This window comes from Rossellomorea aquimaris (assembly GCF_001877785.1).
Taxonomy (GTDB): domain Bacteria; phylum Bacillota; class Bacilli; order Bacillales; family Bacillaceae_B; genus Rossellomorea; species Rossellomorea aquimaris_A.
Genome location: NZ_MINN01000106.1, coordinates 335,778 through 360,088, shown reverse-complemented (window position 1 = coordinate 360,088; position 24,311 = coordinate 335,778). Strand labels below are relative to the sequence as shown.

Sequence of the window (24,311 nt, the reverse complement as noted above, 5' to 3'; positions counted from 1 at the left end):
AGACGTAACATTCCAACCTAAAAAAGGAACTTCCGTTGAAAAACGAAAGTTCCTTTTCTTCAGCCTCCATACACACTTGCACACGTGCCGGCAGCAGGCTCATAATAACAGTGCTGTTTATACTGCCCCGCAAACGGCTGGCCGTACCATGTAGGGGGACAAGGAGCATACGGATTGAAGTACCAAAGTGCATATTTGCCCGGATGCTGCCTCCAATAGTCCAAATTTTTTTTTGCTAATTTTTTCTCAACGGATCTAGCCCTATTATAAAAAAGATTCCCCTTCTGAACTGCTTCAAACGAGTAATTACTGCCCTGCACCTGAAAGATGACCTGATAGATGGTCCTTACATCTTTAAAATCCAGACAATCCGCCACTGCACGGTTCACAATGACATTGCCTACATACAACATGCCCTGCTTCCCTTCACCCTCAGCTTCAGCCCGCATCATCCTGGCCATCAAAGCCACATCTGAATCTTTATATTTCACTCTTGGCATATTTTTCACCTCAGAAATAGTGTATGAAAAAAGAGTGGGTTGATGTCCGGATTCTTATATTGATGTGCAAAAAAACAGGGACTGCGGTTTCCGCCGGGAAATGCAGGCCCTGTCTTTTTTTGGTTTGTGGTTTTTGTGGTGCCTTTTTGTGGTGCCTGCTCAAAATCGACTATTTGAGCCAGGGTCGAAACGGAGCAATTGAGCCAGGCTCAATCTGCTTTGTCTGAGCCTGGCTCAAATCAGTGAAATGGTGCCTGGCACAAAGTTGAGGAATTGTTCCTGGCACCAAACCCCTCATTTGTTCCAGGAACAAAACCACCTATCCGTGCCTGGCACCATATCTCCTCACCTATCTCACCTGAACAAATCCAAAAACAACTCCCAGAACCCTTTCTCTTTTTCAGGTTCCGCCTTCTTCACTTTCTTCTCTTCCTTCTCGATGCTCTCCGTCTTGATCACGAACTGCACGGAGGAGACTTTCTTATTCTCAGATGATACGAATGAGACCGGTTTGAAATCGGACTTATCGTATTCTGCCAGCATCTTATCGATTTCAGCCTGCATCTTTTCAGGAAGGTCTTTTGTTTCCTGATGCAATTCAGATGTACCGTCATGGAGCTCGTTCACCCCGCCTGACAGTTCACTTGTTCCGCCGGCAAGCTCAGCGATTCCGGAATGAAGCTTCTCGTAATTCGCGGAAAGCTCACCCACACCGTTTGTATAGCTAACAAGTCCTGAGTGGAACTCACCGTATTTGCCGGACAGCTGGCTCAGTCCTTTTTGAAGTTCAGCCAGACCGCTCATATCCGTTTCCTTCAGGGAAGAGGACAGATTGTTCGAGATCGACGTCAGCTGTCCGCTAATTTCCTTCACCGCGCCGTTCATTTGATTCAGCGACGGCTCCACTGCGGCAAACGCCTGGTTTACGCTGTCATAGGTGCCTTTAACTTTTTGCGCAGCGGCATGGGACGCAGCCAGCTTATCGACGACTTCCGGATTCGCCGCACTCTTACGTAAAGCAGCGATATCTTCTTCAGAAACCTGACTGGCCGGAATCTCCTTGATGGCTCCATCCAGCGCATCATACGCCTGCGAATAATTATCCTTCAGCTTCGTCATCCCGGCTGCCGTCTCATTCAATCCGCCAGCCAGCTGATTCAGCCCCGCAGGCAGTTCATTCAGACTGGATAAATCCACTTCAGCCGACTGTCCGGAAAGGGATTTATTGATCGTCGCCAGCGCATCGCGGATCGAACTAGACGCTCCGACTAATTGAGACGATGATCCGTTCAGTTCCCCAAGTCCATTTTTCACCTGCGCAGATCCATCTTGGAGGCCGGCTGCTCCGTTATTGAGCTGGGACACTCCGTCCTCGAGTTCAGCCACCCCGTCATTCAACTGCCTGATCGCATCGGACAATTCGGACATATCATCGGTCATGCCCTCAGTCCCCGTCGTATCGATTGGAAGGGTGGACGGTACCGCAGCGATTTCGACTCCTTTGAATTCGAAGTCCTTCACATACGCCTCCACTTTCAGCTTCTTCTCCTTCCCGGGCATGACTGTGAATGTGACCTGTTTATTCTTGCCGGCATTCGCTACCATGCCGTCCCCCGCTTCGATATTTTCATACGTATTCGGGAGGCTCAGTGATACCTGCAATAAATAATTTTCATAAAAAACAGAGTCGCCGCTCGTATTTTCAGCTGTATCGATCTCAATTTCAAGATGGCCGCTTTTTCCTGCAAGCTCCGACGGATCCACTTTCTTTCCATCGAGCACATACGCAACCTTCACATCCCACGGAAGCTCCGTCTCTTCACTCATATTCCCCTGATAAGTGAACTTTCCTTCAGGAGCTTCCATTTCGATCTTCTTCCCTTCCTGGTTGAGATCCTTCAGGTCGGTCAGATTCTTCACGCTGTTGTACCGCCCGTAATCGAGGATCTTACCGGCCCGTGCTACATCAAACGTATTCACGACATAGATATGATCGAGTCCGCCTCCTGCGTCCAATGTCGCATACACCACTTCATCCTTTGACGACACCTTCCCTTCGGTCGCCGCCTGGGCAGGCATGCTCAGAAATGAAGGCAAGAACAGCATCAAGGCGAGCGCACTATAGGTCAGTCGTTTTTTTCTCATCATCATTTCTCCTCATAATAGTTTGCTTTGTACGTTGTTTTCTTATTGAATTTATCAAATACCAGAAGCATCGCCGGCAGCACGAACAACACCATGATGAATGCGAGGAGCGCCCCTCTGCCCATCAAGAGCCCGATGGATCCGACGATCGGATTGGATGACGTGATCCAAAGGATGAATCCGACACTTGACAGGATCGCCGCCGAAATCGAGATCGAGAACGTCTTTTCATCGAGCGTCCTCACGATTGCCTGTTTAGCAGGCATCTCTTTGCGGTAATGAGTATACGCTTCCGTGAACAGGATTCCATAGTCGACCGTCGCGGCCAGCTGCACCGTACTGATGATCAAATAGCCGACAAACACGAGCGGTGTATTCGTAAAGTACGGGATCGACAGATTGATCCATACCGCTGCTTCAATTGTAATAAGCAGGATGACCGGGATGGTGATGGACCGGAAGCTGAACAGGAGCACGAGCGCAATCGTCACAACCGTCAGCACATTGACGACCACATTATCCTTCGTGACCGTATTCTTGATATCATACAGCGTCACGCTTTCCCCGAGCGCGAGTGCATCATCCCCGTAATAATCGGAGGCCGCTTTTTTCACCTTTTCGACGATTGAAAAAGGGACCTCGCCTTCCGTACCCTGATTCGTGTTGATGACGATCCGGCTGTAGTTTTCAGAGTAAAATTCCTCGGTGATCGATTTATCGAGATAGTCCGGCGGGATCTCGGTCCCGACCTGATTCACATACGCCATGACACCCGTGACATAATCGAGATTCTCGATATCCTCGACAAGCTCTTTCTCTTTCGCCATATCCCCTTTAGGGACAAGCATGACGATCGGCGTGGTTTCCCCGAATGCTTCTTCGACCTTTTTGAAATCACTGCCGACACGTGTGTCTTCAGGCGCTTCACCCGAGCCGTAGATGAACTTTGTGTTCGTCTGCCCCAGAAATGCCGGTACGATGATCGCGAACACAAGGATCAAGCTTGGGATCTTCAATTTGACAACCTTACTCCCGATTCCCTTGAAATCAGGAACAAAGCTCCTATGCTTCGTTTTATCCATCCATTTATAAAAAACAAGCGTCAGCGCCGGCAGGAAGACCATCACGCTGATGAAACTCAGGACGATCCCCTTCACGAGATTTACACCAAGATCCGACCCGATCTGAAACTCCATGAACGTCAGCGCGATGAACCCGAAGAACGTCGTCGCCGCACTCGCCGTGATTGCCGGGAACGACTTCTTCATCGCAAGCTTCATCGCTTCCTCAGGATTATCCGTCTCCTTTCGGTAATCCTGGAAGCTGTGCAGAAGGAACACCGCGTAATCAAGCGACACCGCCAGCTGCAGAATCGGCGCCACCGACTGGGTGACGAACGACACTTCCCCAAGGAAGATATTCGTCCCGAGATTGATCAGAACCGATACTCCGATCGCTGTCAGGAAAAACAGCGGCTCGACCCAAGAAGTCGTCGAAATGACAAGAATCAAAATGATCAGCGGAACGAGCAGCATCCCCGCATACATCGACTCATTGCCGGCCATCTTCTGGGAGTTCGCCGTATTTGCCGCCTCCCCGGCAATCGCACCTTCTTCCCCGATCAGCTTATAAATCTCATCCGTGATCCGGACTTCATCCCCGGTCCGCACACTGATCGAAAACAGCGCATTCCGGCCCTTATAGTAATTCTCGACCGTATCGGTGTCCGCCACCTCAAGAGGCGTCTTCAGATCGACCATATCATCGAGCCACATGACGTCAGTTACCCCGTCGATCGCCTCCAGTTTTTCCTTGTAGGCCAGTGCCTCCTGGATCGACACATCAGTCACCATGACACGCGTATCCGGCACCGCTCCTGTAAACTCTTCCTCCATGGTCTCCATCGCCCGCGTCGCCTCGGCATCATCGGGCAGATAATCGACCAAATTATAATTGACCTTCACAAAGAACTGCGCTGCCGTCGACAGGACCGTCAACAGCACAAACACGATCAGCACAGCCTTCTTATGCTTTATGATCCACGATGCAATATTTGTCATTTCTCAACCTCACTTGTTTCTCCAACATTTTCACTTTATCATTATAATAAACACCGTGTTGGATATTCAACGGACAGTTGGATAGTGAATGTTCTATAACCAACACTCTTCAGCCATATGTCGGATAACTGACGACGCGGCTGAAATTGGAAGAAAGGAACATGGATATGACTTCAAAAATGGACAGGCGCAAGCAATACACCCGCATGGTCTTAAAAGAAAGCCTTCTCGGACTTCTTCAGAAAAAACCGATATCCAGCATCACCATCAAGGAAATCTGCGAAACGGCAGACATCAACCGTTCCACCTACTACGCTCACTTCTCGAACCAATACGAACTGCTCGAAACAATTGAGGAAGAATTCATTGAAGACCTCGTTGCCAGGCTTGGCAGGTATAACTTTTCAAAAGAAGAGGAAGCGTTGCAAATGACCGAAAAACTATTCGAATTCCTCGCTGACAAAAGCGGCATCTGCCAGATCCTCCTCAGCGAGAACACCGATATGTACTTTTTGAAAAAAGGGATGGGCATCACCCACGACTTCATCTTCAAAAACTGGATCACCGACAGCCGGATCGATCAGGAAACCTATGAATACATCAATATGTTCATGGTGAGCGGAAGTATTCATGTGATAAAAAATTGGCTGGAAAATGGGATGGATAAGACTCCCGGGGAGATGGCGGGGTTTTTGCATCATTTTATTAATCGGGGGTTGTCGGGGGTGCGGTAGGTTATTTTTTGCGCACAGGATCAGGGGAAAATTGGGAGGCTGCGCTTGAAACCGGCCTCACGCGTCGATCGAGACGGGTTGAACATGGCAGCTGCAACTGATTGTGCCTTTCATCAAAGGAATTATACCTCTCATTTGATTAATTGCACTTCATGTCGAATAATCTTTGTCTTATTATAAAACACAAATTGGCGAAAATTAGGCATAAAAAAATTCAGCCTGTCATTCTACTAAAACACCAAATAAGCAGGAGTGGAACCCCCTGCTATTTTTATTAATCTTCCTGCTTTATGAAGCAAAGTCCTCACCATATCGACACCGTAAAAACATGATTGCCTCCATCACACCCTGATTAAAACCTTCCCTTCATAAACACGGCTTTCAATCAATTTATGTGCCTTTGCTGCATCTCGCAGATCAAAGATCCGTGCAATCGGCAGGCTGATTTCTTTAGAGGCAAACAACTCCAGTACCTTTTCAGCTACAGGTGCCAGAAGCTCTGGTCTATGTTTTCTGGTCGTCCCCAAGCTGAATCCTTTTACATTTCTGCAGGAACTATGAACATCGCTTGTTTTAAAGATGCCGGTGTCCCCGCTGCTGTTGCCAAATTGAACAATGGTTCCATATAAGGCCAGACACTCCATACTCCTGGCAGTGACATCACCTGCAACTGAATCAAATATTACATTTGCTCCAGTATTATTGGTTTGCCTTAAGATTTCCTCAGTAAAGGTATCATACGAATAAACCTGGTCAGCACCTAAATTTTTCACATATGTTTCTTTCTGCAGATTTCCGACGGTTGCAATGATCGTCTCCACGCCGCCCATTTTTGCTAATTGTACAAGCATCGAACCTACACCGCCCGCCGCACTATGGATGACAATCGTATCACTCTTTTTCACTTGACCGATTTCATGTAAGAGAATATAAGACAATATTGATACGGTTGGCATGGCCGCCGCCTGTTCAAATGATAGGCTGTCAGGGATATTGAAGACCAATTTTTCATTCGCCTTAACATATTCTGCGTATGAACCGCCAGATGGAAAGGCAATTACCCGGTCTCCCTCTGAAAAAGAGGAAGCCTTCCCTGCCTTCACGATGGTTCCGGCAGCATCCAATCCCAGAATGAGAGGGAAGGTGCCAGAACTTTTAGCCCCTTTACGCGATTTGATATCTGCATAATTCACGCTTGTATATACTGTTTTTATTAACACTTCATTTTCACTTATTTGTGGAATTTCTATATCAGTGAATATTAGTACCTCAGCGTTTCCAAATTCGTTTTGAATAACAGCTTTCATGAGCGACACTCCTTGTGCTGCCAGATCGGCATAACATATTTTCCCAACTATTATTCTACTAAATTACGGGGGAGACTAATAATATGAAATTTGGAAGGCTTAGGATAACTTTCACTTATTGAGATTAACACAATAGGGTATCAACGTTTTAAGTTAAAGATATTGAAAACACCCTTATCCCTTTACGCCCATACCCTCTCCCCATACTATGAATACCCTTTAAAAAAGAACCATGATCCCATTCTGGTGAGGTGACTTGGATATGTATTACGGATATTATCAAATCAGACCTCAGATTCCGAGGCAATATTCTGCAAACGTCTGCTCCTACCGGCTGGAAATGCTGGAAAAGAAGATTCACGAGCTTGATCGTACAGTTTATAAATTAAGCCGGAAGGTGCACAGGCTCGAACAGCTCGCCGGCTCCAATCGTGGATATTGAGACACACAACATAGAGCAAGGCCTGAACGGATGATGATTCTGAGTTCAGGCCCTGTATTTCATTCCAACTCCACTATTTCCTTTACCGCACGTCCAGCAGAGCGCAGTGCCCCCTCAAGATGACCCCCGTGTTCCGGGGAGGTTTCGGTCCCAGCAAATATAAGTTTCTTCTCCCAAATCCCCGCATTCACCGGGGGACCATACTCCGGAAAGGCTGCCAGCCTTTCCGCATCTTCCTCCACTGTTGTCAAGGAATCATCGGACCAGTCTTTATATAACAAGGAAATCGGTTTTTCCGCCGCGGGTCCGAATAGCCGCTTCAGCTGGTTAAGTACAAGCTGGAGTATCCTGTCCTTCCCAAGTTCCCTGCGTGTCACCGCCGGAATCCCGAAGAATCCGAAGAGTGCGCCATTTCCTGCAGGAGGCGATGCATCGTGGATTTCCTGAAGGGGACCTGCCCAACTCATCGCCTGTCCTGAAAAACCTTCTTCGCGCCAGAATGGCCGGTCATACACAGCCACAACTTTAGCATGACCACCCATCCATGTCGGTTTTTCCAGCAGACTTGCTGAAAGCGCCTGAGGCAGCGGAGGGGAGAACTCAATCCTCCCGGCGGCTATCCGCGGGGGCAGGGCCAGGATGACGGCGGCTGCCCGGATTTTCTTCACGCCATCAGGCTTCTCAACTTCAAGCTCGACAGTCCCTTCATCCCTCATCTGGACGCCCTTAACTGATGAATGCAATTCGACCGTCCCCTCCGGAAGGGTCTCCGCAACGGCGTCGATGAGCGTCCGCACACCCCCGGCAATCCGCATCGATTTTTCAACAGCATCTTCCGGCAGTACATGACGCTCCGCCTGTTGACTCTCAGTCTGTTCGAACAGCAGCGCTCCTTCCGTATACTGCTCAAAAGCCGGTATGCTCAACTCACTGATCAGATTCTGAATATAGGTTTCGTGCTCCGGCCAGAACCAAGTCGGGCCCAGGTCATACATGCCAGCGTCAGGGCCGTTACCTGCAGGTTCACTCAACACCCTGCCCCCAATCCTGCTGCGTGCTTCGAGGACCCGGCATGGAATTCCTTTTGATGTAAGCAGGGAAGCCGCCCTGATACCGCTCAGTCCTGCTCCGACGATGATGATGGGATCATTCATTTGCCAACCTCCTTTTTTACAATTCCGTAATCTATGTATGAAAGCAGATTATCAGATATCGTTCGTTAGTACAAAAAAAGAGCTCGATTCCCTCCATCTTTCATATTTCAATTCTCTAAACATTAACCACTTTCATCATTAGAGCGATAATGGGATGCACCCTTGCCCGCCTTCCAAGTTGACAACTAGTTTTCATCCATGTTAATTTGTATATGCAAATGAAAGAGGTGAAGGTCTTGAAGAACGAAGAGGAAGAAGTCCTTATTCATTGTCTATATTTTACCGCCAGCCGCTTTGCCCGTAATATTACCAAACTGGCCGAAAAGTTCCTTGATGCCGGTGATCTGGCCCCTTCCTATTTTTATATGATCATGGTCGTTCACTTCCATCCGGAAATCACCCAGAAAGAGCTGTGCCGGAAACTGTCGATCGCTCCTTCGACCAGTACCCGCTTCATCGATAAGCTCGAGAAAAAACAACTGGTCTCAAGGAAGATGTCCGGAAAACAGACCTTTATCTCCCTGACACAAGAAGGAGAAGCAGTGTACAGCCAGTTCCGTGTTTCAATCAAGGAACTATTCGATGATTATTCCGAAACATTGGGAAGGGATTTCAGCCTTAACTTAAGCAGAATGCTGCACGAGGCAAGCAACAAGCTGGAAAAAGAAGAGTGATCGTATGAAAAGCTCTCTTTTTCACTCATTCATTTGCACATACAAATAAAAAGCTCCTTACCATCTTTTTTTACACTATCATTTGCATATACAAATATTATTCTGATCAGGAGGAAAGAATATGAACAAAACCATCATCATCATCGGAGCTGGTAAAGGAATCAGCTTTCAGACTGCAAAAAGGTTTGGACTAAAAGGATTCAATGTCGCCCTGATTTCACGCACTCAGGATTCATTGCAAAAATTAGAACAGAATCTGGCTTCACAGAAGATCAATGCCAAAGGTTTTCAAGGAGACGTATCATCCCCTGCATCACTGCAGCAGGCACTTCGTTCAGTAAGAACAGAATTCGGGGAAACGATTGATGTCCTTCTCTACAATGCGGCTTCGATCAAACCCGGAAATCCGACAACGATCAGTCCGGAAGACTTCGTATACGATTTCAAAGTCAATACGGCGGGTGCCCTTACTGCCGTCCAGGAACTCCTGCCCGACTTAGAAGCGAACGCAGGATCCATCCTCCTTACAGGGGGCGGCCTTGCACTGAATCCATATGCAGAATATGCTTCCCTTTCTGTTGGAAAAGCGGCCCTCCGCAATCTCGCATACAGCCTGAATCAGGAACTCAGCCCAAAGGGAGTATACGCAGGAACCTTGACCATCAACGGATTCGTACAGGAAGACACCTATTTTTCAGCAGAAAAGATTTCCGAGGCCATCCATGACATGCATATAGACCGTAAAAACGCAGAAGTGGTGTATGAACAGGAGGAAAAATCCCAATGAAAACACTCGTCATCGTCGCTCATCCGAATATAAACGAATCCAGGATAAACAAAGCCTGGAAGCAAAGATTATCAGAGGAAACGGACATCACCGTCCACGATTTATACGAAGAATATCCTGATAAGCAAGTCGATGTCGAAAGGGAGCAGGCGCTTCTCCTTGCTCACGACAGAATCGTCTTCCAATTCCCCTTCTATTGGTACAGCAGTCCCGCCCTTTTAAAAGAATGGCAGGACACCGTACTCACATATGGCTGGGCCTACGGTTCCGAGGGGACGAAACTGCACGGGAAGGATTTCATGCTGGCCATTTCAACAGGCGGTCCCGAAGAAGCCTATCAGGCAGGAGGGTACAACCGCTACAGTATGAGCGAACTCACAAAGCCTTTCCAGGCGACGGCCAATTTGACAGGGATGCGCTTCCTCCCTTCCTTCGTGCTTCAAGGGGTGCGGATGCTGGGTGAGGATCAGGTGAGGGAGAGTGCAGAAGAGTATATCAATCACATTACGTTATCCAGATAAAAAATTTCATCAAATTTAAAGGAGATATCCATTAGGACATCTCCTTTTTGCTATAAAACTTATAACAAATCAGGTTAGAACTCCACTGAATATTCATGAAAACCGGCAAACGGTCCTTGCAGCCGGCCATCACAGACTGTAGATGGCTATGAAGAAGGCAGTTGGGGCTAATTGCACCCTTCATCAAGGGAATTGTGCCTTTCAATTGATTAATTACACCCCATATTTTTTTATTATGCCCTTCGTAAAAATAATTGCGCCCTTCCCGCTGTTAATTATGCCCTTCATGTCGAATAATCTTTATCATAAGAAGAAACCAGTCTCTGCAGCCAGGCAAATGATCAAAAATGATAAAAAAACCAGAATAAAGCCGCTAATTCTAACGGTGGCTTACTTATTCCAATACGCTTTTGCCTCATCTTCAAGAACTTTCAGCCTTCTATAATAATCAGGAAATTCGTTTAAATGAGCCAATGCAATTTTACCGATCGTGATAGGGTCATCGCCTGTCACATTGGTTTTATTGTATTTTCTCCCGTGTTCAAGTTCAGTATTTACTCCCATCCAAAACTCATTTAAATTAAATTTACTGGTAGTAAAATCAACACCTAATAACAAAGCTATTGCTGCCGCTTCTTCTTTAGAGAAGCTGGTTTTAGCGGTGGTTGAATTCCCGTTTACAGGCTGCCTGCCATAGTGATGCAATGGTGTATGGACATTATGAGGCTGCTGATTTCGATATGGATACATCCCAGGGACATTGTACAATTTTTTTCATTCCCTTCACTGATATACGAAAATCATATGCCTATACTTCAAGGAATGTTCTTGACTCTATTTTCATTGAAAATAATACTGTTTATTCTCTTAACCCTTAGCAATCAACCGATCGATGGTCTGTGATACTTCTTGTAAAATCGTCTCCCATTTTTCTTTTAAAATGCTGCTTAATCCGATATGGAACCGCACCTCGTGAGGATCGATCCCTATGAGGTAGCCCTTCATTGTATCTCTCTGCTGGAACAATGATTGGAACAAGTGAAAGTTATGCGCCGAAATGTCCAGAGTGTGCTGTTCATGTAAATCGGCAATTGAATAAACGGCAAGTTCTCCGGGTTTATTCCCTGAAAATACAGCATCCACAATGATGGCGAATGTTGACCCCATCATTTCTTCCATGCAGTAATCAATGTCGGATTCTCCGATTATAAAAGATACAGGAAGAGAACGGTTCAGCTTGGATAACTCCTCAACGAGATAAAGGCCGATTCCATCATCCATCATTAATCGATTCCCAATGCCCAGAACGATTATTTTTCCCATTAAAACACCTTTATCGTTTTTACTTGTTTTCCCGGTCTGTATACATGTGTCGCGCAGGACATGCACGGATCAAATGAACGAAGAATTCTGCCAATCTCTGCAGGTTTATCCGGATCCTGAATCGGGGTGCCGACCAAGGCTTCTTCAGCAGTGCCTCTGAAGCCGCTGTCATCCTTTGTTGAGAAATCCCATGTGGAAGGAGTGATGATTTGATAGAAGGAGATTTTTTTATCCCTGATCTTTAACCAATGGCCCAGTGCCCCTCTCGTCGTATCCACCAACCCTCTTCCGGATGCCGATTCCGGGAGTTCATATTTTTTCTGCACATCTACTCCAGGGATGATGTGCTCAAGCAATATTTTCATAATTTCTGCGATCTTCTTTGCTTCCAGTGCTCGGGCAATCGTCCGGTCCATTGCCGATATCCCGTTGGTATACGCTCCACTCAGGATTAGTCTTGCCAGCGGTCCGACCTCAGCAGGGAGGCCATTGTATCTTGGTGCTTTCACCCAGGAATAGGCTTTTTCATTGTCCATATCCGGCTCGGTCAATGCTTCAGCCGGCTGAGTGCTGTTATTAGTAGACTTATAATAAGAATAATCTATTTTTTCTTTAATTTTATTTTCATCAAATGCTGTTACAGATTCCATTGTTGAGAATAGCGGATTAACATATAGTGTCCCCAGCTCTTTGTAATGGTTAAAAGCACCGTAGGTTAATAGATTGCCATACCCTCCGCCCAATCGATAATAATCTGGATAAAAGTGTGCAATGTCATAAACATCCGGGATCATTTTTTCATCAATAAAACGACTGATTTTCTCCAAAATGGAATCAATGTGAGCTACCTTCTCAGCTGTTGCCTGTGTCGTGATCCCTCCAATAAAAACACCATGATTATGGGGGGCTTTCCCTCCCAGTACGGCCAGCATCTCGTGAGCCAGACGACTGAACGTAAGGGAATCAAAGTAATGCTGCGAAATACGGTCATTAATATTTTTAGGTAATCGAAAATCCTCATGGTCTGCCTGAAAAAGGGAGTTTTGTTCAATCTTCGCATAATCCGGGACGGTGTATTGATAAAAGTGACGGATATGATTCTGCAAAAATTCACAGCAGTGAATGATATCCCGTAAATATTTCCCCTGCTCCATTGGTTCAATGTTCAAAGCATCTTCCAAAGCAAGGGATGAAGCCATCGAGTGTGCGGCTGAACAGATGCCGCATATCCGCTGAGTAAAATATACCGAATCGAACGGACTTCTGCCTACCAGCATTTGCTCAAAACCGCGGAACAGATTTCCTTTCGTTTTGACATCGACGACTCTATTCTGGTCGACCACTACATCTATTTCCATAAAACCGCTGATTCGCGTCAGCGGATTAATCACGATTCTCTTCTTACTCATCCTTTACCACCCTTGTCGTGTCGTAGCTGATGAACGGCGCCATCGCATCCGGAAAACCAAACTGGGCACAGCCGATGCACGGTGTATTATCCCCAATCGGCCAATTCACATGACCATTCCATTGCCTTGTCGGACAGTCCACTCTCGTCACGGGGCCCCGGCACCCAAGCTTGAATAAACAGGTTTTATCACCCAATTTTTCAGCGAAGATCCCCCGGTCAAAAAATGGCCTTCTCGGACAGCGGTCATGGATAAGCGTGCTGTAGAACATTAAAGGCCGGTCCAAACTGTCTGTTTCCGGCTCCCCATATAATAAAAGATGCGCCAAGGTCCCGAGGAACCAATCCGGATGGACAGGGCATCCGGGAAGTTTAATCATGTCTTTGTCAGGCAGCACCTTCTGCAGCCCTACGGATTCGGATGGATTCGGTTTAGCTGCTGATACCCCGCCGTGTGTGGCACATGCCCCCACAGCTAAAATATAGGAAGCCTTTTCCCCGAGCATCCTGGCTGCTTGTAGGCCTGTAAGAGGCTTCCCTTTCCAGCTGCCGATGATATTGTACATTCCATTGTTCTTTAACGCGACGGCTCCTTCAACGGCCAGAATATACTCTTCATCCATCGCCTCTATCAGTTTCTCGATCGCCCTCTCTCCCTCGGCAGCCATTAAACTGTTGCAATAGCGAAGATCGACCATTGAATTCAGCGTGTACTCAAAGTCCGGATTCCGTCCGTTCAACAAGGAAATGATATTCCCCGAACAACCATTCAACTCTAAGTAAATGAGGTTTTTTTTCTTGATCGTCTTTCTTTCGAGGCTCTTCAGTGCCGTACTAGTCAACCTTTCAGCAATGGCTTCATTTGTTAAAGACTCCGGCGGCAAAATTTGTCCTTCCATTAGACCAGCCTCCCTGCAATGGGCAGTGCAGCCAAAATCGATTGCTGCCCGGCATGGCAAGAAGCAAATTCCTGCGTGTACTCTTTGCCGGCAGTTAAGCCGAAGTGGGAAGCAGCTGCCCAAGCCCGATTAGTTGTCATATCATACACAATGCCATTGACCGCTACGTAAGCCGGTCTCCCATTTTTCCCGGTAAAAGTGGCTAATTCTCCAATTGTAAACGTTCGTTGATTAGACGGTGATAGAGACTGAGTGGGTAAAGAAGGAACGGGAGGGTTTTGTGACTGATTTACATTCTCTGAAGGAACTGGAATAGATGATTGTGAAGGTACTATAGGATAGCCGTTCTTCGCTTGATTGGCCAGCCATTCACTAAGAAAATGAATCGTAGAGAGTGCATCCCATAGCCGCTGTAAAATTTGTGCTTTGCGGGAGGGGTCACTCAATGTTGATAACGTATGGAGATCCTGACGGGATTGTGTCACAAGATGATTCACCTGCATTCTAATCATTTCGATGCTATCCATGATGTTCTCCCCCTTGGGCCATTTCCCCTGTCACTGGTTTCAAAATGGATTAACAAATTCTCGGCAGAAGCTGACCTGACAGGCGATTGAGTCTTCTAGTCGTGCCCACAGCCGTTCGTAAAAGCAGCTTGCCGGTTTGAACATGACAGGATGTGATGCGGCCGATCACCCTTGCATCCTTTCCTGCTTCATGACCCTTCAACATATCAAGGGCCTTTTGTTCATCATGTGAATCCACGATGACCACTACTTTCCCTTCATTGGCTAGATAAACGGGATCATAGCCCAAAATATCGCAGGCGCCCTGAACATCAGCGCGCACCGGAATAGAAGCTTCATCGACTTCAAGTGTAAAATGGAAATCTTCACACAGCTCCACGAGTGTAGTGGCCAATCCCCCTCTTGTCGGATCCCGCATGATCCGGATGCCTTTGATGTCCCCCAGGAGATCATGGATCAGATGGTTTAATGAAGCACAATCGCTCCTGACATCTGTGACCAGACCCAGCTCCTGGCGTGCACTCAATATCGCGACCCCGTGATCCCCGATGGTACCACTGATGATGACGGAATCGCCTTCTTGAATCAATTCAGGCTTCAAGCGATGCTGTTCTTTCATGACACCGATGCCTGTCGTATTAATGAAGAGGCCGTCCACACTTCCCTTTTCGACTACTTTTGTATCACCCGCAATAATGTTCACCCCGGCTCTTTCTGCTTCCCCCGCCATCGTGTTGACGATTTCTTTCAGACTTTTGACAGGGAACCCTTCTTCAAGGATAAAACCGGCCGTTATCACGTGAGGTTCAGCCCCGCTTACAGCTAAATCGTTCACTGTCCCTGTTACTGCCAGCTTCCCTATATTCCCGCCGGGAAAGAATAGGGGGTTTACCACATAGCTGTCCGTTGTGACAGCTATGGTTTGTGATGGGATGTCAAGAATCGCAGAATCGAATTGTGTATGTTCTGAGTGTCCAAACGACCGGATAAAGAGGTCCTGTATCAATCTATGTGTTAATTCGCCGCCTTCTCCGTGAGCCAGACTGATTCGCTGCACTGAAGCTACACCTCCCTCATGAATTGATAGTGGGCCGCACAGGTTCCTTCTGTTGAAACCATGCAAGGACCGATGGGATTAGTGGGCGTACATCCTTTATTGAACAGTACACACTCTTCCGGGGTAATTAATCTGCGGACGATTTCACCACAGCGGCATTTGGTCACCCTCGGCTCCCCTATCGAAATCTTAAACTTCTTTTTGGCGTCGTACCTCGCATACTTCTCTTTGAGAACCAATCCGCTTTTGGGAATCGTCCCCATCCCTCTCCAAGCCTCGTCATGGGCTTCCAGGTATTCTTCCAGTAATTGTTGGGCCACGACATTTCCTTTGTCTTTTACAACATATGTATAATCGTTGATGATTTTAACCTTTTTTTCCAACTGGTGCTGCAGCAGTTTATAAATCCCGCTGAGTAACTGAACGGGTTCAAACCCGGTGATGACACCCGAAACAGAAAATTCTTCCTCTAAATAACGATAGCTGTGCTCTCCTATCACAACGGAAACGTGACCCGGCAGGAGAAATCCATCAAGCTTCACTTCGCCAGAGTGAAGAAGGGCTCTTAAAACAGGCTCCACCAATTTTGTAGTCATCCAAACCGAAAAATTATTCACATTCCTTCTTTCTGCCTGGAGAACGGCAAGAACGAGAATGGGAATCGTCGTTTCAAAACCGATCCCTAAGAAAATGACTTCCTTATCGGGATTTTCCTCAGCTATCTTCACACTGTCCAACGGCGAGTAGACGACTCTGATATCCTTTCCGTCTGTCTTCGCTTTCATCAAGGTAGATTTAGAACCCGGTACCCGCATCATATCCCCAAATGTACAAAGAATGGTGTCAGGCTCTTGTGATAATTGAATCATGGCATCGATTGACTTTTGATCTGTCACACATACGGGACAACCCGGCCCGGCTATCAGCTGTACATACTCTTTCAATCTCGTTTTTATTCCTGTTTTGGCCAGTGCCATCGTATGCGAACCGCATACCTCCATGAATACCGGAATCCGGCCTTTTTCTTCTTTGAATTTCTTTGCTAAATCGATGACGGCCCCAACTGAATCACGAGTCAAGACCGGATCCGAAAAAAGGTCCATGCTTGCCATCTAACACATTCCTCCATTCTTCTATACTCTCTTCGGCATATTTCTCATCCACCACGGTAAGGGCCTGCCCCGCATGCAGCAATACATAATCACCGACCCTCACCTCCGGAACAAAAAAGGTCCCTACAAACATCCTCGACCCCATTACATCCACCAGGGCTTCCTGACCTTTTATTTCAATGACTTTAGCCGGTACTCCCAAGCACACATCCATTCGCCACCTTCATTTTCTTTTATCTTCCTTCCAGCCTATGAGCAGCAATGATGAGCTGGCCTAATGATAAGCCCCCATCGTGACAAGGAACGTGTCTATGGGTATAGACGTTGAATCCCTCTTTTTTGAGCCCTTCCCGGATTTCCCTTGCCAGAAAAATATTTTGGAAGGATCCTCCCGACAGTACGACTGTTCTATTGTATTCCGGCCGATTCCTGAAAAGTTCCAACACCATCTGTATACAGCAAGACACCAAAGTGACATGAAATTTCTGAGCGATTTCCTCTATGGGTTTTTGCCATTTGTCCTGGATGATTTCATAAATCCTAGGCGATAAGTCAAGTTGAAGCTGGTTTGGGGTGCTTTTATTTATATGATAGGGATATGTTTCCCCTGCGTTTTCAAGTTGGGTTCTGCTCATATAATCAGATAATTTGACCGCCGCCTCCCCTTCATATGTTGAAACCGTGCATATTCCGAGAATGGCACTAATTGCATCAAATAAGCGGCCGCAGGTCCCGGCCATCGGCGTATTGATCCCATGGGCAATCATCTGTTCCATAACGTTTATTTCCTTTGCTTTCTCAGGAAACAGCTTCAGGCATAATTCTTTCCCATTCTCCGGCCAGTAATGAAGCAGCATCCCCACTGCATTCCTCCACGGTTCTTTCACGGCTTTTTCCCCGCCCGGAAGAGGAGTGTATGTCAGGTGAGCCAGTCGTTCAAATGATTGTGCGTCTCCATATAAGAATTCAAAGCCCCAGATATTCCCGTCTTCCCCGTATCCGGTACCATCCAAGATGATCCCCGCACATGGCTCGGTAAGACCGTTATCCTCCAAGCAGGATACATGGTGTGCATGGTGGTGCTGAACGGTTATGGTTTTACCCTTGAGTTTTTTTGCAATAGAAGTGGATGCGTATAGGGGATGCATGTCGACAGCCATGCTCACTTCATTGACCCCCAGATACTCTTTATAATGGCGCAGCTGTGATTCAAAGGAGGCGATCATTTCTTCGTTCTCCAAATCACCCACATGGGGACCCATAACAATGGTATCCCCCTTCCCGACGGAGAATGTATTCTTTTGATTTCCTCCCAGCGCAATCATTCGATCCACACCAGTTGCTGTCTTCAGCGGCTCTGGAACGTATCCTCTTGCGCGCCGTACTAATACCGGATGTTCCTCGTCACACTGAACGACCGAGTCATCAATCGGAAAATCGATTCTGCGATTATGGGTTAAGGTATAATCACAGATGTTTTGTACATGTTTTAAATCCTCATCTTTATATAAAATCGGAAGCCCTGAAGGATTCGCACTCGTCATCACGATACAGTCCAACTTATTTTCTTTAAACAGAAGATGATGAAGAGGGGTATAAGGAAGCATCACCCCGATCGTCGATAAGCCAGGGGAGATATTCTGCGATAAAGCACCCCCTCTTCTTTTTTTCAAAATAACAATCGGCTTTTCAGGGCTCATCAGAAAATCTTCCTCGCTGCTCGAGATATGACAGAGATCCCTTGCCGCCTCTAACGACTTGACCATAACCGCCAAAGGTTTCTGCGGCCGTCTCTTTCGAATCCTTAATCGGTCAACAGCCCTTTCTTGATACGCATCACAAGCTAAATGGAAGCCGCCGATCCCTTTGATGGCCACGATATATCCTTGTTTGATCAACTCGAATGTCCGGGTGATGGCTGTTTGATTTTCAGCCAATGATTCCCCGCTTTGGTTATGAAGCGTTACGGTTGGCCCGCACTCCGGACAACAAATAGGCTGGGCATGGTGGCGCCGATTCAATGGATCTTCATACTCTACCCGGCAGTCATGGCACATAGGGAAATCCTTCATGGTCGTATGTGGACGATCATAAGGAAGTCGATTGATAATCGTATAGCGCGGTCCGCACTGGGTGCAGTTTATAAACGGATAGTGATAACGCCGGTTACAGGGGTCGTTCATTTCCTCCAGACATTGGTCACAGATACCCGCATCCGCAGGAATCCAGGGAACAGCCCTCCCGTTTACCCGGCTGGGAATAATCGTAAATCCTTTATGATGGGTAAGCGGAATGGGATGGGTGGTTATCTCATTGATCTTCGCCAATATAGGCGGATGCCTTTTGATTTCATCTACCATATTCCCTAACTGCCCTTCCTCTCCTTCCGCCAGGATGATGACACCGTCCAGATTATTTTGGACCGTTCCACTGAGCTGATATTTTTTTGAAAGGGAATAGACAAATGGACGAAAACCCACACCCTGCACCTTTCCTCTTACGATTACTTTTATGGCTTTGTACATTGACGATATGCATCCTTTATCCAAGTGATCCATTCTTCCATCCCTTCACCCGTTTTGGCGGATAAGGCTTTCAACTGTGCCTGCGGGTTTATTTCCTTTAAATTTCTTGCGGCTTCTTCTAAATCGAAGGATACATACGGAAGGATGTCGATTTTATTCACGATTGTTAAATCGGTGCGCCTGAACATGACAGGATATTTCGGTATTTTATCGTTTCCTTCAGGCACACTTAAGACCACTACTTTATAGTCTTGTCCTAAATCATATCCAGAGGGGCAAACCAAATTCCCGATGTTTTCAATAAAGAGAATATCAATCGAATCCAGTTCAAAATTAGGCAGCGTTTTCGCAATCATCCTGGCATCAAGGTGGCATCCACCCACCGTATTGATCTGAACCGTTCTGACACCCAGCGAACGTAGCCGTTCCGCATCCAGTTCCGTTGCCAGATCGCCTTCGATCACAGCCATACGGAACTCCTTATTTAAAGCCTTGATCGTCTCTTCCAGTAAAGTCGTTTTCCCTGCCCCCGGAGAACTCATCAAATTAATGACAAGTGTATGGTTTTTCTTGAATGCTTCCCTATTGAATGCAGCAGCCAAATTCTGATCCTTCAACACATCCTCTTGCAGCTCGATCTTCACACTTCATCACTTCCTTCATATGATTCAACCCGAAAAGTCTCACCTGAAACAAGCTCACAATGGGGCAGCCCGCACTTCTGGCAAAGCGCCACTCTATAATCGGGTGTAAACTCAAGCAAACACTTTCGGCACCTTGCCTTCGCCGCTTCACTTATCAATTCCAATTCCGTCGTTTCATCAAGAATGACCAACCCCTGCTTCTGAAAATAAAAAAAGGCCAGCTCCAGCGCATCAGGCAGTACATTTGATAAATCACCAACAATCACACTTATCCTGGACACTTTCCTGATCCCATTCACCTTGGCATCGTCAGAAACTATTCTGATAATCTCAGCCATAAGCGACATTTCGTGCATCCCTAACACCTCTCAATTTCATATCTATGCTCGGCTTTAGTAAAAAGAACATCTTGTACAGAAGTGCTTTTTGGGGACTGATCATAAATAAAATCAAGGATACCTCCTCACTAAATGAGCGGTATCCTTGTCTTTTCAAACACTTCAATTATTTGCCGGACAGCCTATGTCATGCGTTTTCAACCCGTACGAAGAACGAGCCATATTATTATCATCACCATCTACAAGGCAGTAACCATGAATCCTATATATTCAGGGGGCTGTCGGGTTGAGGCAGCAGCGCTTCTTTATTTATTTCGTCAGCTGCCCCGACAGCCCAAACACTTTTTATGATGTTGAATACCATTTAATAACCCCATTTACTATTCGAAATGAGGTGATCGTGATCATGCATTTTGGCTGTATTCCATATCCCGCTCAACTGCAGAGACAATATACAGCAGCTATCTGTTATTACCGATTAGATCTATTGGAGAAAAACGCACGCGAACTTGACCGTTCAATTCATCAACTGAACAGGAGAATACACCGGCTGGAACAGCTAGCCGAGTCCAGGCACCCTGATTATAAGAATGATTAAGTTGAATATCAGAGTCGATTAGATTTCTTTAAAAAAGGAGCTCAACTCCGGGAAGAGTTGAGCTCCTTTATCATGGAACGGTCCAATTCAGCGAAAGTTTTTACAACTTTTTCTGTAAAGTAAAATGAAACTTCCGCCGAGTGTTAGCAAAGAAATGAACTTACTTCCCAAAATCAAAAAGGAAGTAGTCTGATGATCAAAATCAGTGTATGGATGTTTCACCATGCCGTACACAATAAGCAGGCCGAATAAAAGGATGGTATAAGCACGATTGAACGATAAAGTTATGATTTCTATACTTTTATCCGTACTGCTGTTATTCAAGATTATTGCTTCGTAGGTTAATACCAGCAGCAATATATAAATAAGCGCAGTAATAGCAAAATGCATAACCAAGTAATCTGCCTCCCCTACTCCATTTTATAAACCGGCGGCCAGCCTGATTCGAATTGTTCACATTGCAATCAGATGCCGTTCATTCATATAAACCGTACGTTTTATTCACATCTTGAATGTAAATGATCCCGTTTCCCGGTTCATCGATTTTCAGTTTGGCTCTAATCGAGGAAACGATGGCATCGGTATTTTCATTATTAGAAAGGATCATGACGATTTCTTTTTCAGGTTCAATATCCATGTTAAATACCTTGCTCGTTTCATGAATGCCGGATCCCCGGGCGTTAATGATGGTTCCGCCTTTTGAACCTGCTTCCGATGCCGCGTCGATTACTTCTGTTGCATTCCCTTTTTCCACAATCACTGTAATGGCATGATACATTGGTCCTTCCGCACCCCTTTCTTCTTTCTCATCATTCTTTACACTACTCCGGGCTCCTAATACATACCCTACAGATGTAGTAAAGGCAATCCCATGATTTTTCCTTGTGAACTTCAATTTCATATCAAGCTGTTCCACCACTTTATAGGCTGTATTTTTATCAGCCACCATTAACACAATTTCTTTACGGCTCGATGATAACGCCAAAAGTTCCAGGAGGTTGTTTTTAATCGTCCCGTTTCCAATCATGACCGTGCCTCCTGAAATACCGAACTTTTTTGCTGTCTGCAGCACTTTGCTTCCCTTTCCAAAGTCAACGATTATACATATCAGCTCATACTCGGCCATTTCATTGTGTTTGGGCATCCTTTTCAAATCCTCCCTTTTTTGATTTCAGTTTAAAGACAAGCCCCAATATCTGCAAAGCGATAATCGGAGTCATGGCGACCATGGCAATCATACCGAAGCCGTCTTTTAATACATCTGCACCTTCAACCGCTTCCGCCGCACCTTGAACAAAAGCGAGGATAAATGTTGCGGTCATCGGTCCTGATGCCACGCCACCCGAGTCAAATCCAATCCCTACAAACAGCTTTGGAACAATATAGGACAGAATGAGTGCGATGAGATATCCCGGGAGCAGATAATGCCATAATTGAAGTCCGGGAACAAGGATCCTTACTATGGCCAAGGCTATAGCCAGGCCGACACCTACGCTGAGTGTGGCAAGTACAGCCTTCCTTTTGACATATCCGCTTGTAACATCCTCAATTTGGCGGGTTAAGACATGAACAGCCGGTTCTGCGAGAATCGTCACCAGACCAAGAACAAAGGCTATGATAATAACATATGCTTTATTGTCCATAGAGGCGATACTATGGCCGATTTCACTGCCGACATCCATAAATCCGGCGTTTACCCCCACAAGGAATAAAACCAGTCCAATGAATGTGAGGAGGAAGCCCAGCATGATTTTCTTGACCCTTTTCTTCGACATCTTAAATGAAATGAACTGGAATATAAGGAAAGTAACGACTATGGGAAGCAGGGCGATGAATATTTCCTTGATCAAGAATTGCGAGTGATGAAGAAACGGAGCGATGACATCATTGGAATCTGAGTGCATAGATTCAAGACTGCCTGTTATCTCATCCGTTTTAGAAATGATGTTCATAATCATGACGGTTATGATTGCCCCGGTGGACGCGATGGCGACCAGGCCGAAGCTGTCTTTTTCTGAAGCCTTACTATCCCTTTTCAATCCGGAAGCCCCTAAAGCCAGGGCCAGAATGAAGGGAACCGTCAAGGCACCTGTCGTCGCCCCTGATGCATCAAAAGAGATGGCCAGAAACTCAGGTGAAGTAAAAATCGCCAAAATTAAAATGACGAGATAAAGAATGGTCAACAACTTATATAAAGGAAAGTTATACACGATCCGGACGAGACCGACCGCAATCAATAGACCAATGCCGACCGAAACAACTACCACTATACTCCCCTTTGAAATCAAACCTGAAGTAACACTTTCCACCTGCCCGGAAAGTATATGCAAGTCAGGTTCAGCAATCGAGATGAAAAAGCCAAGGCCTAAACCAATTAAAATCACAACCCAGATTTTATTCGATTTCGCAAGCATGCCTCCCATCGATTGACCGACCGGCGTGACCCCTACATCAACACCAATCAAGAATATCGTTAATCCAATAACAATCAATATGGCGCCGATAATAAACCGCATCAATAAAGCCGGACCCAAAGGGACTAATGTAAAGTTCAAGACCATCACTAAGAAGGTAATTGGGAGAACGGCAAACAATACTTCTTTTAACTTTTCAACCAGTACATTCAACTAAGCTTCATTCCTTTCCTGTAGTTATTTATTTGTTTATATCAGAATCACCCCGCTATTTCAGATCACTGGTACCAGGCCGTGAGAAATAAAAAAAGCCTGTCGTTAACGGGCATACATACCCCGCTGCGACAGACTCCACCGAATTCAAAGTTTATTCATTTTTCAGACCATTAACTATATTTTAACATAAAAACGGAAACTTGGGGAACGTAATCACTGTTAATAAAAAATCACCTATAGCAATCCATCTACAACCTCCCTTAATACGTGAAAGCAAATTAACCGGTATTGACCTTATGCTACAATAAATATATAATTTTCAGACTTTTAAAAGGAGCAGTGCAGATGAAGAAAAACCTGACCGATATTGTTCAATCACAAGTGATTGCCTCCATAAAAGAAGAAGCGGACTTAGACAGGGCCGCAAATTCAAATGCGAACATCGTGTTCATCTTGACAGGGAACTTGATCACGATGAATGATTACCTGATAAAACTGAAGGAAGCCGGGAAGACCACCTTTATACATATTGATTTCATCGACGGGCTGTCGAATACGAAGAGCGCGATCAAGTACATAGCGGAAATCTGGAAGCCTGCCGGCATCATCACAACGAAGAGCAACCTGATCAAGTATGCAAAGGAAGAAGGCCTAATGACGATACAGCGCCTTTTCCTTATCGACCGCAATGCCCTTGCCAAAGGAATCGAAATTGCCCATAACTGTAAGCCGGATGCCATTGAAGTCCTTCCGGGCCTCATGCCGGCCATCATTGATAAATTGACGACAATGACTGCACTGCCGATCATTGCCGGAGGCCTGATCAGCAACAAGGACGATATCCTCAAAGGACTCAGAGCCGGGGCACTTGCGATTTCCTCGGGTGACCCGAGGCTTTGGAATCTGGATCTTTAATTAAAAAGAGC

At 46.1% G+C, this 24,311-nt stretch carries 25 protein-coding genes; 7 read left to right on the top strand and 18 right to left on the bottom strand.

Annotated elements, in window-relative coordinates:
* Positions 1-59: 59 nt before the first annotated feature.
* The 3 genes from BHE18_RS16625 to BHE18_RS16615 form a co-directional block, all read right to left on the bottom strand.
* Positions 60-500: a cell wall hydrolase gene (locus tag BHE18_RS16625; RefSeq protein ID WP_071619626.1), complete on the bottom strand. Its 441-nt coding sequence runs from the start codon at positions 498-500 to the stop codon at positions 60-62.
* 354 nt (positions 501-854) lie between these two features.
* Positions 855-2,645, bottom strand: a complete 1,791-nt coding sequence (locus BHE18_RS16620; protein WP_071619625.1) for a hypothetical protein — start codon at positions 2,643-2,645, stop codon at positions 855-857.
* Between the two features lie 2 nt (positions 2,646-2,647).
* Positions 2,648-4,705 carry an efflux RND transporter permease subunit gene (locus tag BHE18_RS16615; RefSeq protein WP_071619624.1) on the bottom strand — a complete coding sequence of 686 codons (2,058 nt, stop codon included), beginning with the start codon at positions 4,703-4,705 and terminating at the stop codon, positions 2,648-2,650.
* A 161-nt stretch (positions 4,706-4,866) separates the two neighbouring features.
* On the opposite strand from BHE18_RS16615, the gene BHE18_RS16610 reads away from it, so the two are divergent.
* Positions 4,867-5,439, top strand: coding sequence for a TetR/AcrR family transcriptional regulator (locus tag BHE18_RS16610; protein ID WP_328585895.1), 573 nt, complete (start codon positions 4,867-4,869; stop codon positions 5,437-5,439).
* Between the two features lie 341 nt (positions 5,440-5,780).
* On the opposite strand, the gene BHE18_RS16605 is transcribed toward BHE18_RS16610, so the two are convergent.
* Positions 5,781-6,746, bottom strand: coding sequence for a quinone oxidoreductase family protein (locus BHE18_RS16605; protein ID WP_071619623.1), 966 nt, complete (start codon positions 6,744-6,746; stop codon positions 5,781-5,783).
* A gap of 262 nt (positions 6,747-7,008) precedes the next feature.
* Here BHE18_RS16605 and BHE18_RS16600 point away from each other — a divergent pair, with 262 nt between their 5' ends.
* A complete protein-coding gene (locus BHE18_RS16600) occupies positions 7,009-7,188 on the top strand; it encodes a hypothetical protein (protein ID WP_071619622.1) in 180 nt (59 codons plus the stop codon).
* Between the two features lie 59 nt (positions 7,189-7,247).
* Here BHE18_RS16600 and BHE18_RS16595 read toward each other — a convergent pair whose 3' ends face one another.
* Complete coding sequence (locus tag BHE18_RS16595) at positions 7,248-8,342, bottom strand: flavin monoamine oxidase family protein (RefSeq protein WP_071619621.1); 1,095 nt, start codon at positions 8,340-8,342, stop codon at positions 7,248-7,250.
* Between the two features lie 236 nt (positions 8,343-8,578).
* On the opposite strand from BHE18_RS16595, the gene BHE18_RS16590 reads away from it, so the two are divergent.
* The 3 genes from BHE18_RS16590 to BHE18_RS16580 all read left to right on the top strand — a co-directional run bounded on the left by BHE18_RS16590 (position 8,579) and on the right by BHE18_RS16580 (position 10,324).
* Positions 8,579-9,016 carry a MarR family transcriptional regulator gene (locus BHE18_RS16590; RefSeq protein WP_083573841.1) on the top strand — a complete coding sequence of 146 codons (438 nt, stop codon included), beginning with the start codon at positions 8,579-8,581 and terminating at the stop codon, positions 9,014-9,016.
* A 121-nt stretch (positions 9,017-9,137) separates the two neighbouring features.
* Positions 9,138-9,803, top strand: a complete 666-nt coding sequence (locus BHE18_RS16585) for an SDR family NAD(P)-dependent oxidoreductase (RefSeq protein WP_071619620.1) — start codon at positions 9,138-9,140, stop codon at positions 9,801-9,803.
* Entirely contained in the window at positions 9,800-10,324 is a 525-nt protein-coding gene (locus BHE18_RS16580; RefSeq protein ID WP_071619619.1) for an NAD(P)H-dependent oxidoreductase, read from the top strand. Before BHE18_RS16585 ends, BHE18_RS16580 begins: the two co-directional genes overlap by 4 nt.
* Positions 10,325-10,714: 390 nt before the next feature.
* Here BHE18_RS16580 and BHE18_RS16575 read toward each other — a convergent pair whose 3' ends face one another.
* The 11 genes from BHE18_RS16575 to BHE18_RS16525 all read right to left on the bottom strand — a co-directional run bounded on the left by BHE18_RS16575 (position 10,715) and on the right by BHE18_RS16525 (position 20,175).
* Positions 10,715-11,092 carry a DUF5661 family protein gene (locus BHE18_RS16575; RefSeq protein ID WP_235860352.1) on the bottom strand — a complete coding sequence of 126 codons (378 nt, stop codon included), beginning with the start codon at positions 11,090-11,092 and terminating at the stop codon, positions 10,715-10,717.
* 99 nt (positions 11,093-11,191) lie between these two features.
* The gene (locus BHE18_RS16570) at positions 11,192-11,647 is read right to left on the bottom strand and encodes a hydrogenase maturation protease (RefSeq protein ID WP_071619618.1); all 456 of its coding nucleotides are present in this window, start codon (positions 11,645-11,647) and stop codon (positions 11,192-11,194) included.
* Complete coding sequence (locus BHE18_RS16565; protein ID WP_071619617.1) at positions 11,647-13,056, bottom strand: nickel-dependent hydrogenase large subunit; 1,410 nt, start codon at positions 13,054-13,056, stop codon at positions 11,647-11,649. Before BHE18_RS16565 ends, BHE18_RS16570 begins: the two co-directional genes overlap by 1 nt.
* Positions 13,049-13,954, bottom strand: coding sequence for a hydrogenase small subunit (locus BHE18_RS16560; RefSeq protein ID WP_071619616.1), 906 nt, complete (start codon positions 13,952-13,954; stop codon positions 13,049-13,051). Before BHE18_RS16560 ends, BHE18_RS16565 begins: the two co-directional genes overlap by 8 nt.
* Positions 13,954-14,481, bottom strand: a complete 528-nt coding sequence (locus tag BHE18_RS16555; protein ID WP_071619615.1) for a cytochrome b5 domain-containing protein — start codon at positions 14,479-14,481, stop codon at positions 13,954-13,956. Before BHE18_RS16555 ends, BHE18_RS16560 begins: the two co-directional genes overlap by 1 nt.
* 49 nt (positions 14,482-14,530) lie before the next feature.
* Positions 14,531-15,538 (bottom strand): hydrogenase expression/formation protein HypE, encoded by a 1,008-nt coding sequence (hypE, locus tag BHE18_RS16550; RefSeq protein ID WP_071619614.1) that lies wholly within the window; start codon positions 15,536-15,538, stop codon positions 14,531-14,533.
* A 5-nt stretch (positions 15,539-15,543) separates the two neighbouring features.
* Positions 15,544-16,650, bottom strand: coding sequence for a hydrogenase formation protein HypD (gene hypD, locus BHE18_RS16545; protein ID WP_071619613.1), 1,107 nt, complete (start codon positions 16,648-16,650; stop codon positions 15,544-15,546).
* On the bottom strand, positions 16,607-16,858 hold the full coding sequence (locus tag BHE18_RS16540; RefSeq protein WP_071619665.1) for a HypC/HybG/HupF family hydrogenase formation chaperone: 252 nt from the start codon (positions 16,856-16,858) through the stop codon (positions 16,607-16,609). The genes hypD and BHE18_RS16540 overlap by 44 nt, the downstream gene beginning before the upstream one ends.
* 25 nt (positions 16,859-16,883) lie before the next feature.
* Positions 16,884-19,175 carry a carbamoyltransferase HypF gene (gene hypF, locus BHE18_RS16535; protein ID WP_071619612.1) on the bottom strand — a complete coding sequence of 764 codons (2,292 nt, stop codon included), beginning with the start codon at positions 19,173-19,175 and terminating at the stop codon, positions 16,884-16,886.
* Entirely contained in the window at positions 19,160-19,819 is a 660-nt protein-coding gene (gene hypB / locus BHE18_RS16530) for a hydrogenase nickel incorporation protein HypB (protein WP_071619611.1), read from the bottom strand. The genes hypF and hypB overlap by 16 nt, the downstream gene beginning before the upstream one ends.
* Positions 19,816-20,175, bottom strand: coding sequence for a hydrogenase maturation nickel metallochaperone HypA/HybF (locus BHE18_RS16525; RefSeq protein WP_071619610.1), 360 nt, complete (start codon positions 20,173-20,175; stop codon positions 19,816-19,818). The genes hypB and BHE18_RS16525 overlap by 4 nt, the downstream gene beginning before the upstream one ends.
* 268 nt (positions 20,176-20,443) lie before the next feature.
* Here BHE18_RS16525 and BHE18_RS16520 point away from each other — a divergent pair, with 268 nt between their 5' ends.
* Positions 20,444-20,755: a hypothetical protein gene (locus BHE18_RS16520; protein WP_071619609.1), complete on the top strand. Its 312-nt coding sequence runs from the start codon at positions 20,444-20,446 to the stop codon at positions 20,753-20,755.
* A gap of 475 nt (positions 20,756-21,230) precedes the next feature.
* Here BHE18_RS16520 and BHE18_RS16510 read toward each other — a convergent pair whose 3' ends face one another.
* The gene (locus BHE18_RS16510) at positions 21,231-21,899 is read right to left on the bottom strand and encodes a P-II family nitrogen regulator (protein ID WP_071619607.1); all 669 of its coding nucleotides are present in this window, start codon (positions 21,897-21,899) and stop codon (positions 21,231-21,233) included.
* Positions 21,883-23,382 (bottom strand): DUF1538 domain-containing protein, encoded by a 1,500-nt coding sequence (locus BHE18_RS16505; RefSeq protein WP_071619606.1) that lies wholly within the window; start codon positions 23,380-23,382, stop codon positions 21,883-21,885. The genes BHE18_RS16510 and BHE18_RS16505 overlap by 17 nt, the downstream gene beginning before the upstream one ends.
* A gap of 348 nt (positions 23,383-23,730) precedes the next feature.
* On the opposite strand from BHE18_RS16505, the gene BHE18_RS16500 reads away from it, so the two are divergent.
* Positions 23,731-24,300, top strand: coding sequence for a glycerol-3-phosphate responsive antiterminator (locus BHE18_RS16500; protein WP_071619605.1), 570 nt, complete (start codon positions 23,731-23,733; stop codon positions 24,298-24,300).
* Positions 24,301-24,311: the final 11 nt, after the last annotated feature.

What these genes read in the sequence shown, in the direction of transcription:
- BHE18_RS16625 (WP_071619626.1), bottom strand. Translation starts at nt 500, where the DNA reads ATGCCAAGAGTGAAATATAAAGATTCAGATGTGGCTTTGATGGCCAGG.
- BHE18_RS16620 (WP_071619625.1), bottom strand. Translation starts at nt 2,645, where the DNA reads ATGAGAAAAAAACGACTGACCTATAGTGCGCTCGCCTTGATGCTGTTC.
- BHE18_RS16615 (WP_071619624.1), bottom strand. Translation starts at nt 4,705, where the DNA reads ATGACAAATATTGCATCGTGGATCATAAAGCATAAGAAGGCTGTGCTG.
- BHE18_RS16610 (WP_328585895.1), top strand. Translation starts at nt 4,867, where the DNA reads ATGGATATGACTTCAAAAATGGACAGGCGCAAGCAATACACCCGCATG.
- BHE18_RS16605 (WP_071619623.1), bottom strand. Translation starts at nt 6,746, where the DNA reads ATGAAAGCTGTTATTCAAAACGAATTTGGAAACGCTGAGGTACTAATA.
- BHE18_RS16600 (WP_071619622.1), top strand. Translation starts at nt 7,009, where the DNA reads ATGTATTACGGATATTATCAAATCAGACCTCAGATTCCGAGGCAATAT.
- BHE18_RS16595 (WP_071619621.1), bottom strand. Translation starts at nt 8,342, where the DNA reads ATGAATGATCCCATCATCATCGTCGGAGCAGGACTGAGCGGTATCAGG.
- BHE18_RS16585 (WP_071619620.1), top strand. Translation starts at nt 9,138, where the DNA reads ATGAACAAAACCATCATCATCATCGGAGCTGGTAAAGGAATCAGCTTT.
- BHE18_RS16580 (WP_071619619.1), top strand. Translation starts at nt 9,800, where the DNA reads ATGAAAACACTCGTCATCGTCGCTCATCCGAATATAAACGAATCCAGG.
- BHE18_RS16570 (WP_071619618.1), bottom strand. Translation starts at nt 11,647, where the DNA reads ATGGGAAAAATAATCGTTCTGGGCATTGGGAATCGATTAATGATGGAT.
- BHE18_RS16565 (WP_071619617.1), bottom strand. Translation starts at nt 13,056, where the DNA reads ATGAGTAAGAAGAGAATCGTGATTAATCCGCTGACGCGAATCAGCGGT.
- BHE18_RS16560 (WP_071619616.1), bottom strand. Translation starts at nt 13,954, where the DNA reads ATGGAAGGACAAATTTTGCCGCCGGAGTCTTTAACAAATGAAGCCATT.
- BHE18_RS16555 (WP_071619615.1), bottom strand. Translation starts at nt 14,481, where the DNA reads ATGGATAGCATCGAAATGATTAGAATGCAGGTGAATCATCTTGTGACA.
- hypD (WP_071619613.1), bottom strand. Translation starts at nt 16,650, where the DNA reads ATGGCAAGCATGGACCTTTTTTCGGATCCGGTCTTGACTCGTGATTCA.
- hypF (WP_071619612.1), bottom strand. Translation starts at nt 19,175, where the DNA reads ATGTACAAAGCCATAAAAGTAATCGTAAGAGGAAAGGTGCAGGGTGTG.
- BHE18_RS16525 (WP_071619610.1), bottom strand. Translation starts at nt 20,175, where the DNA reads ATGCACGAAATGTCGCTTATGGCTGAGATTATCAGAATAGTTTCTGAC.
- BHE18_RS16510 (WP_071619607.1), bottom strand. Translation starts at nt 21,899, where the DNA reads ATGCCCAAACACAATGAAATGGCCGAGTATGAGCTGATATGTATAATC.
- BHE18_RS16500 (WP_071619605.1), top strand. Translation starts at nt 23,731, where the DNA reads ATGAAGAAAAACCTGACCGATATTGTTCAATCACAAGTGATTGCCTCC.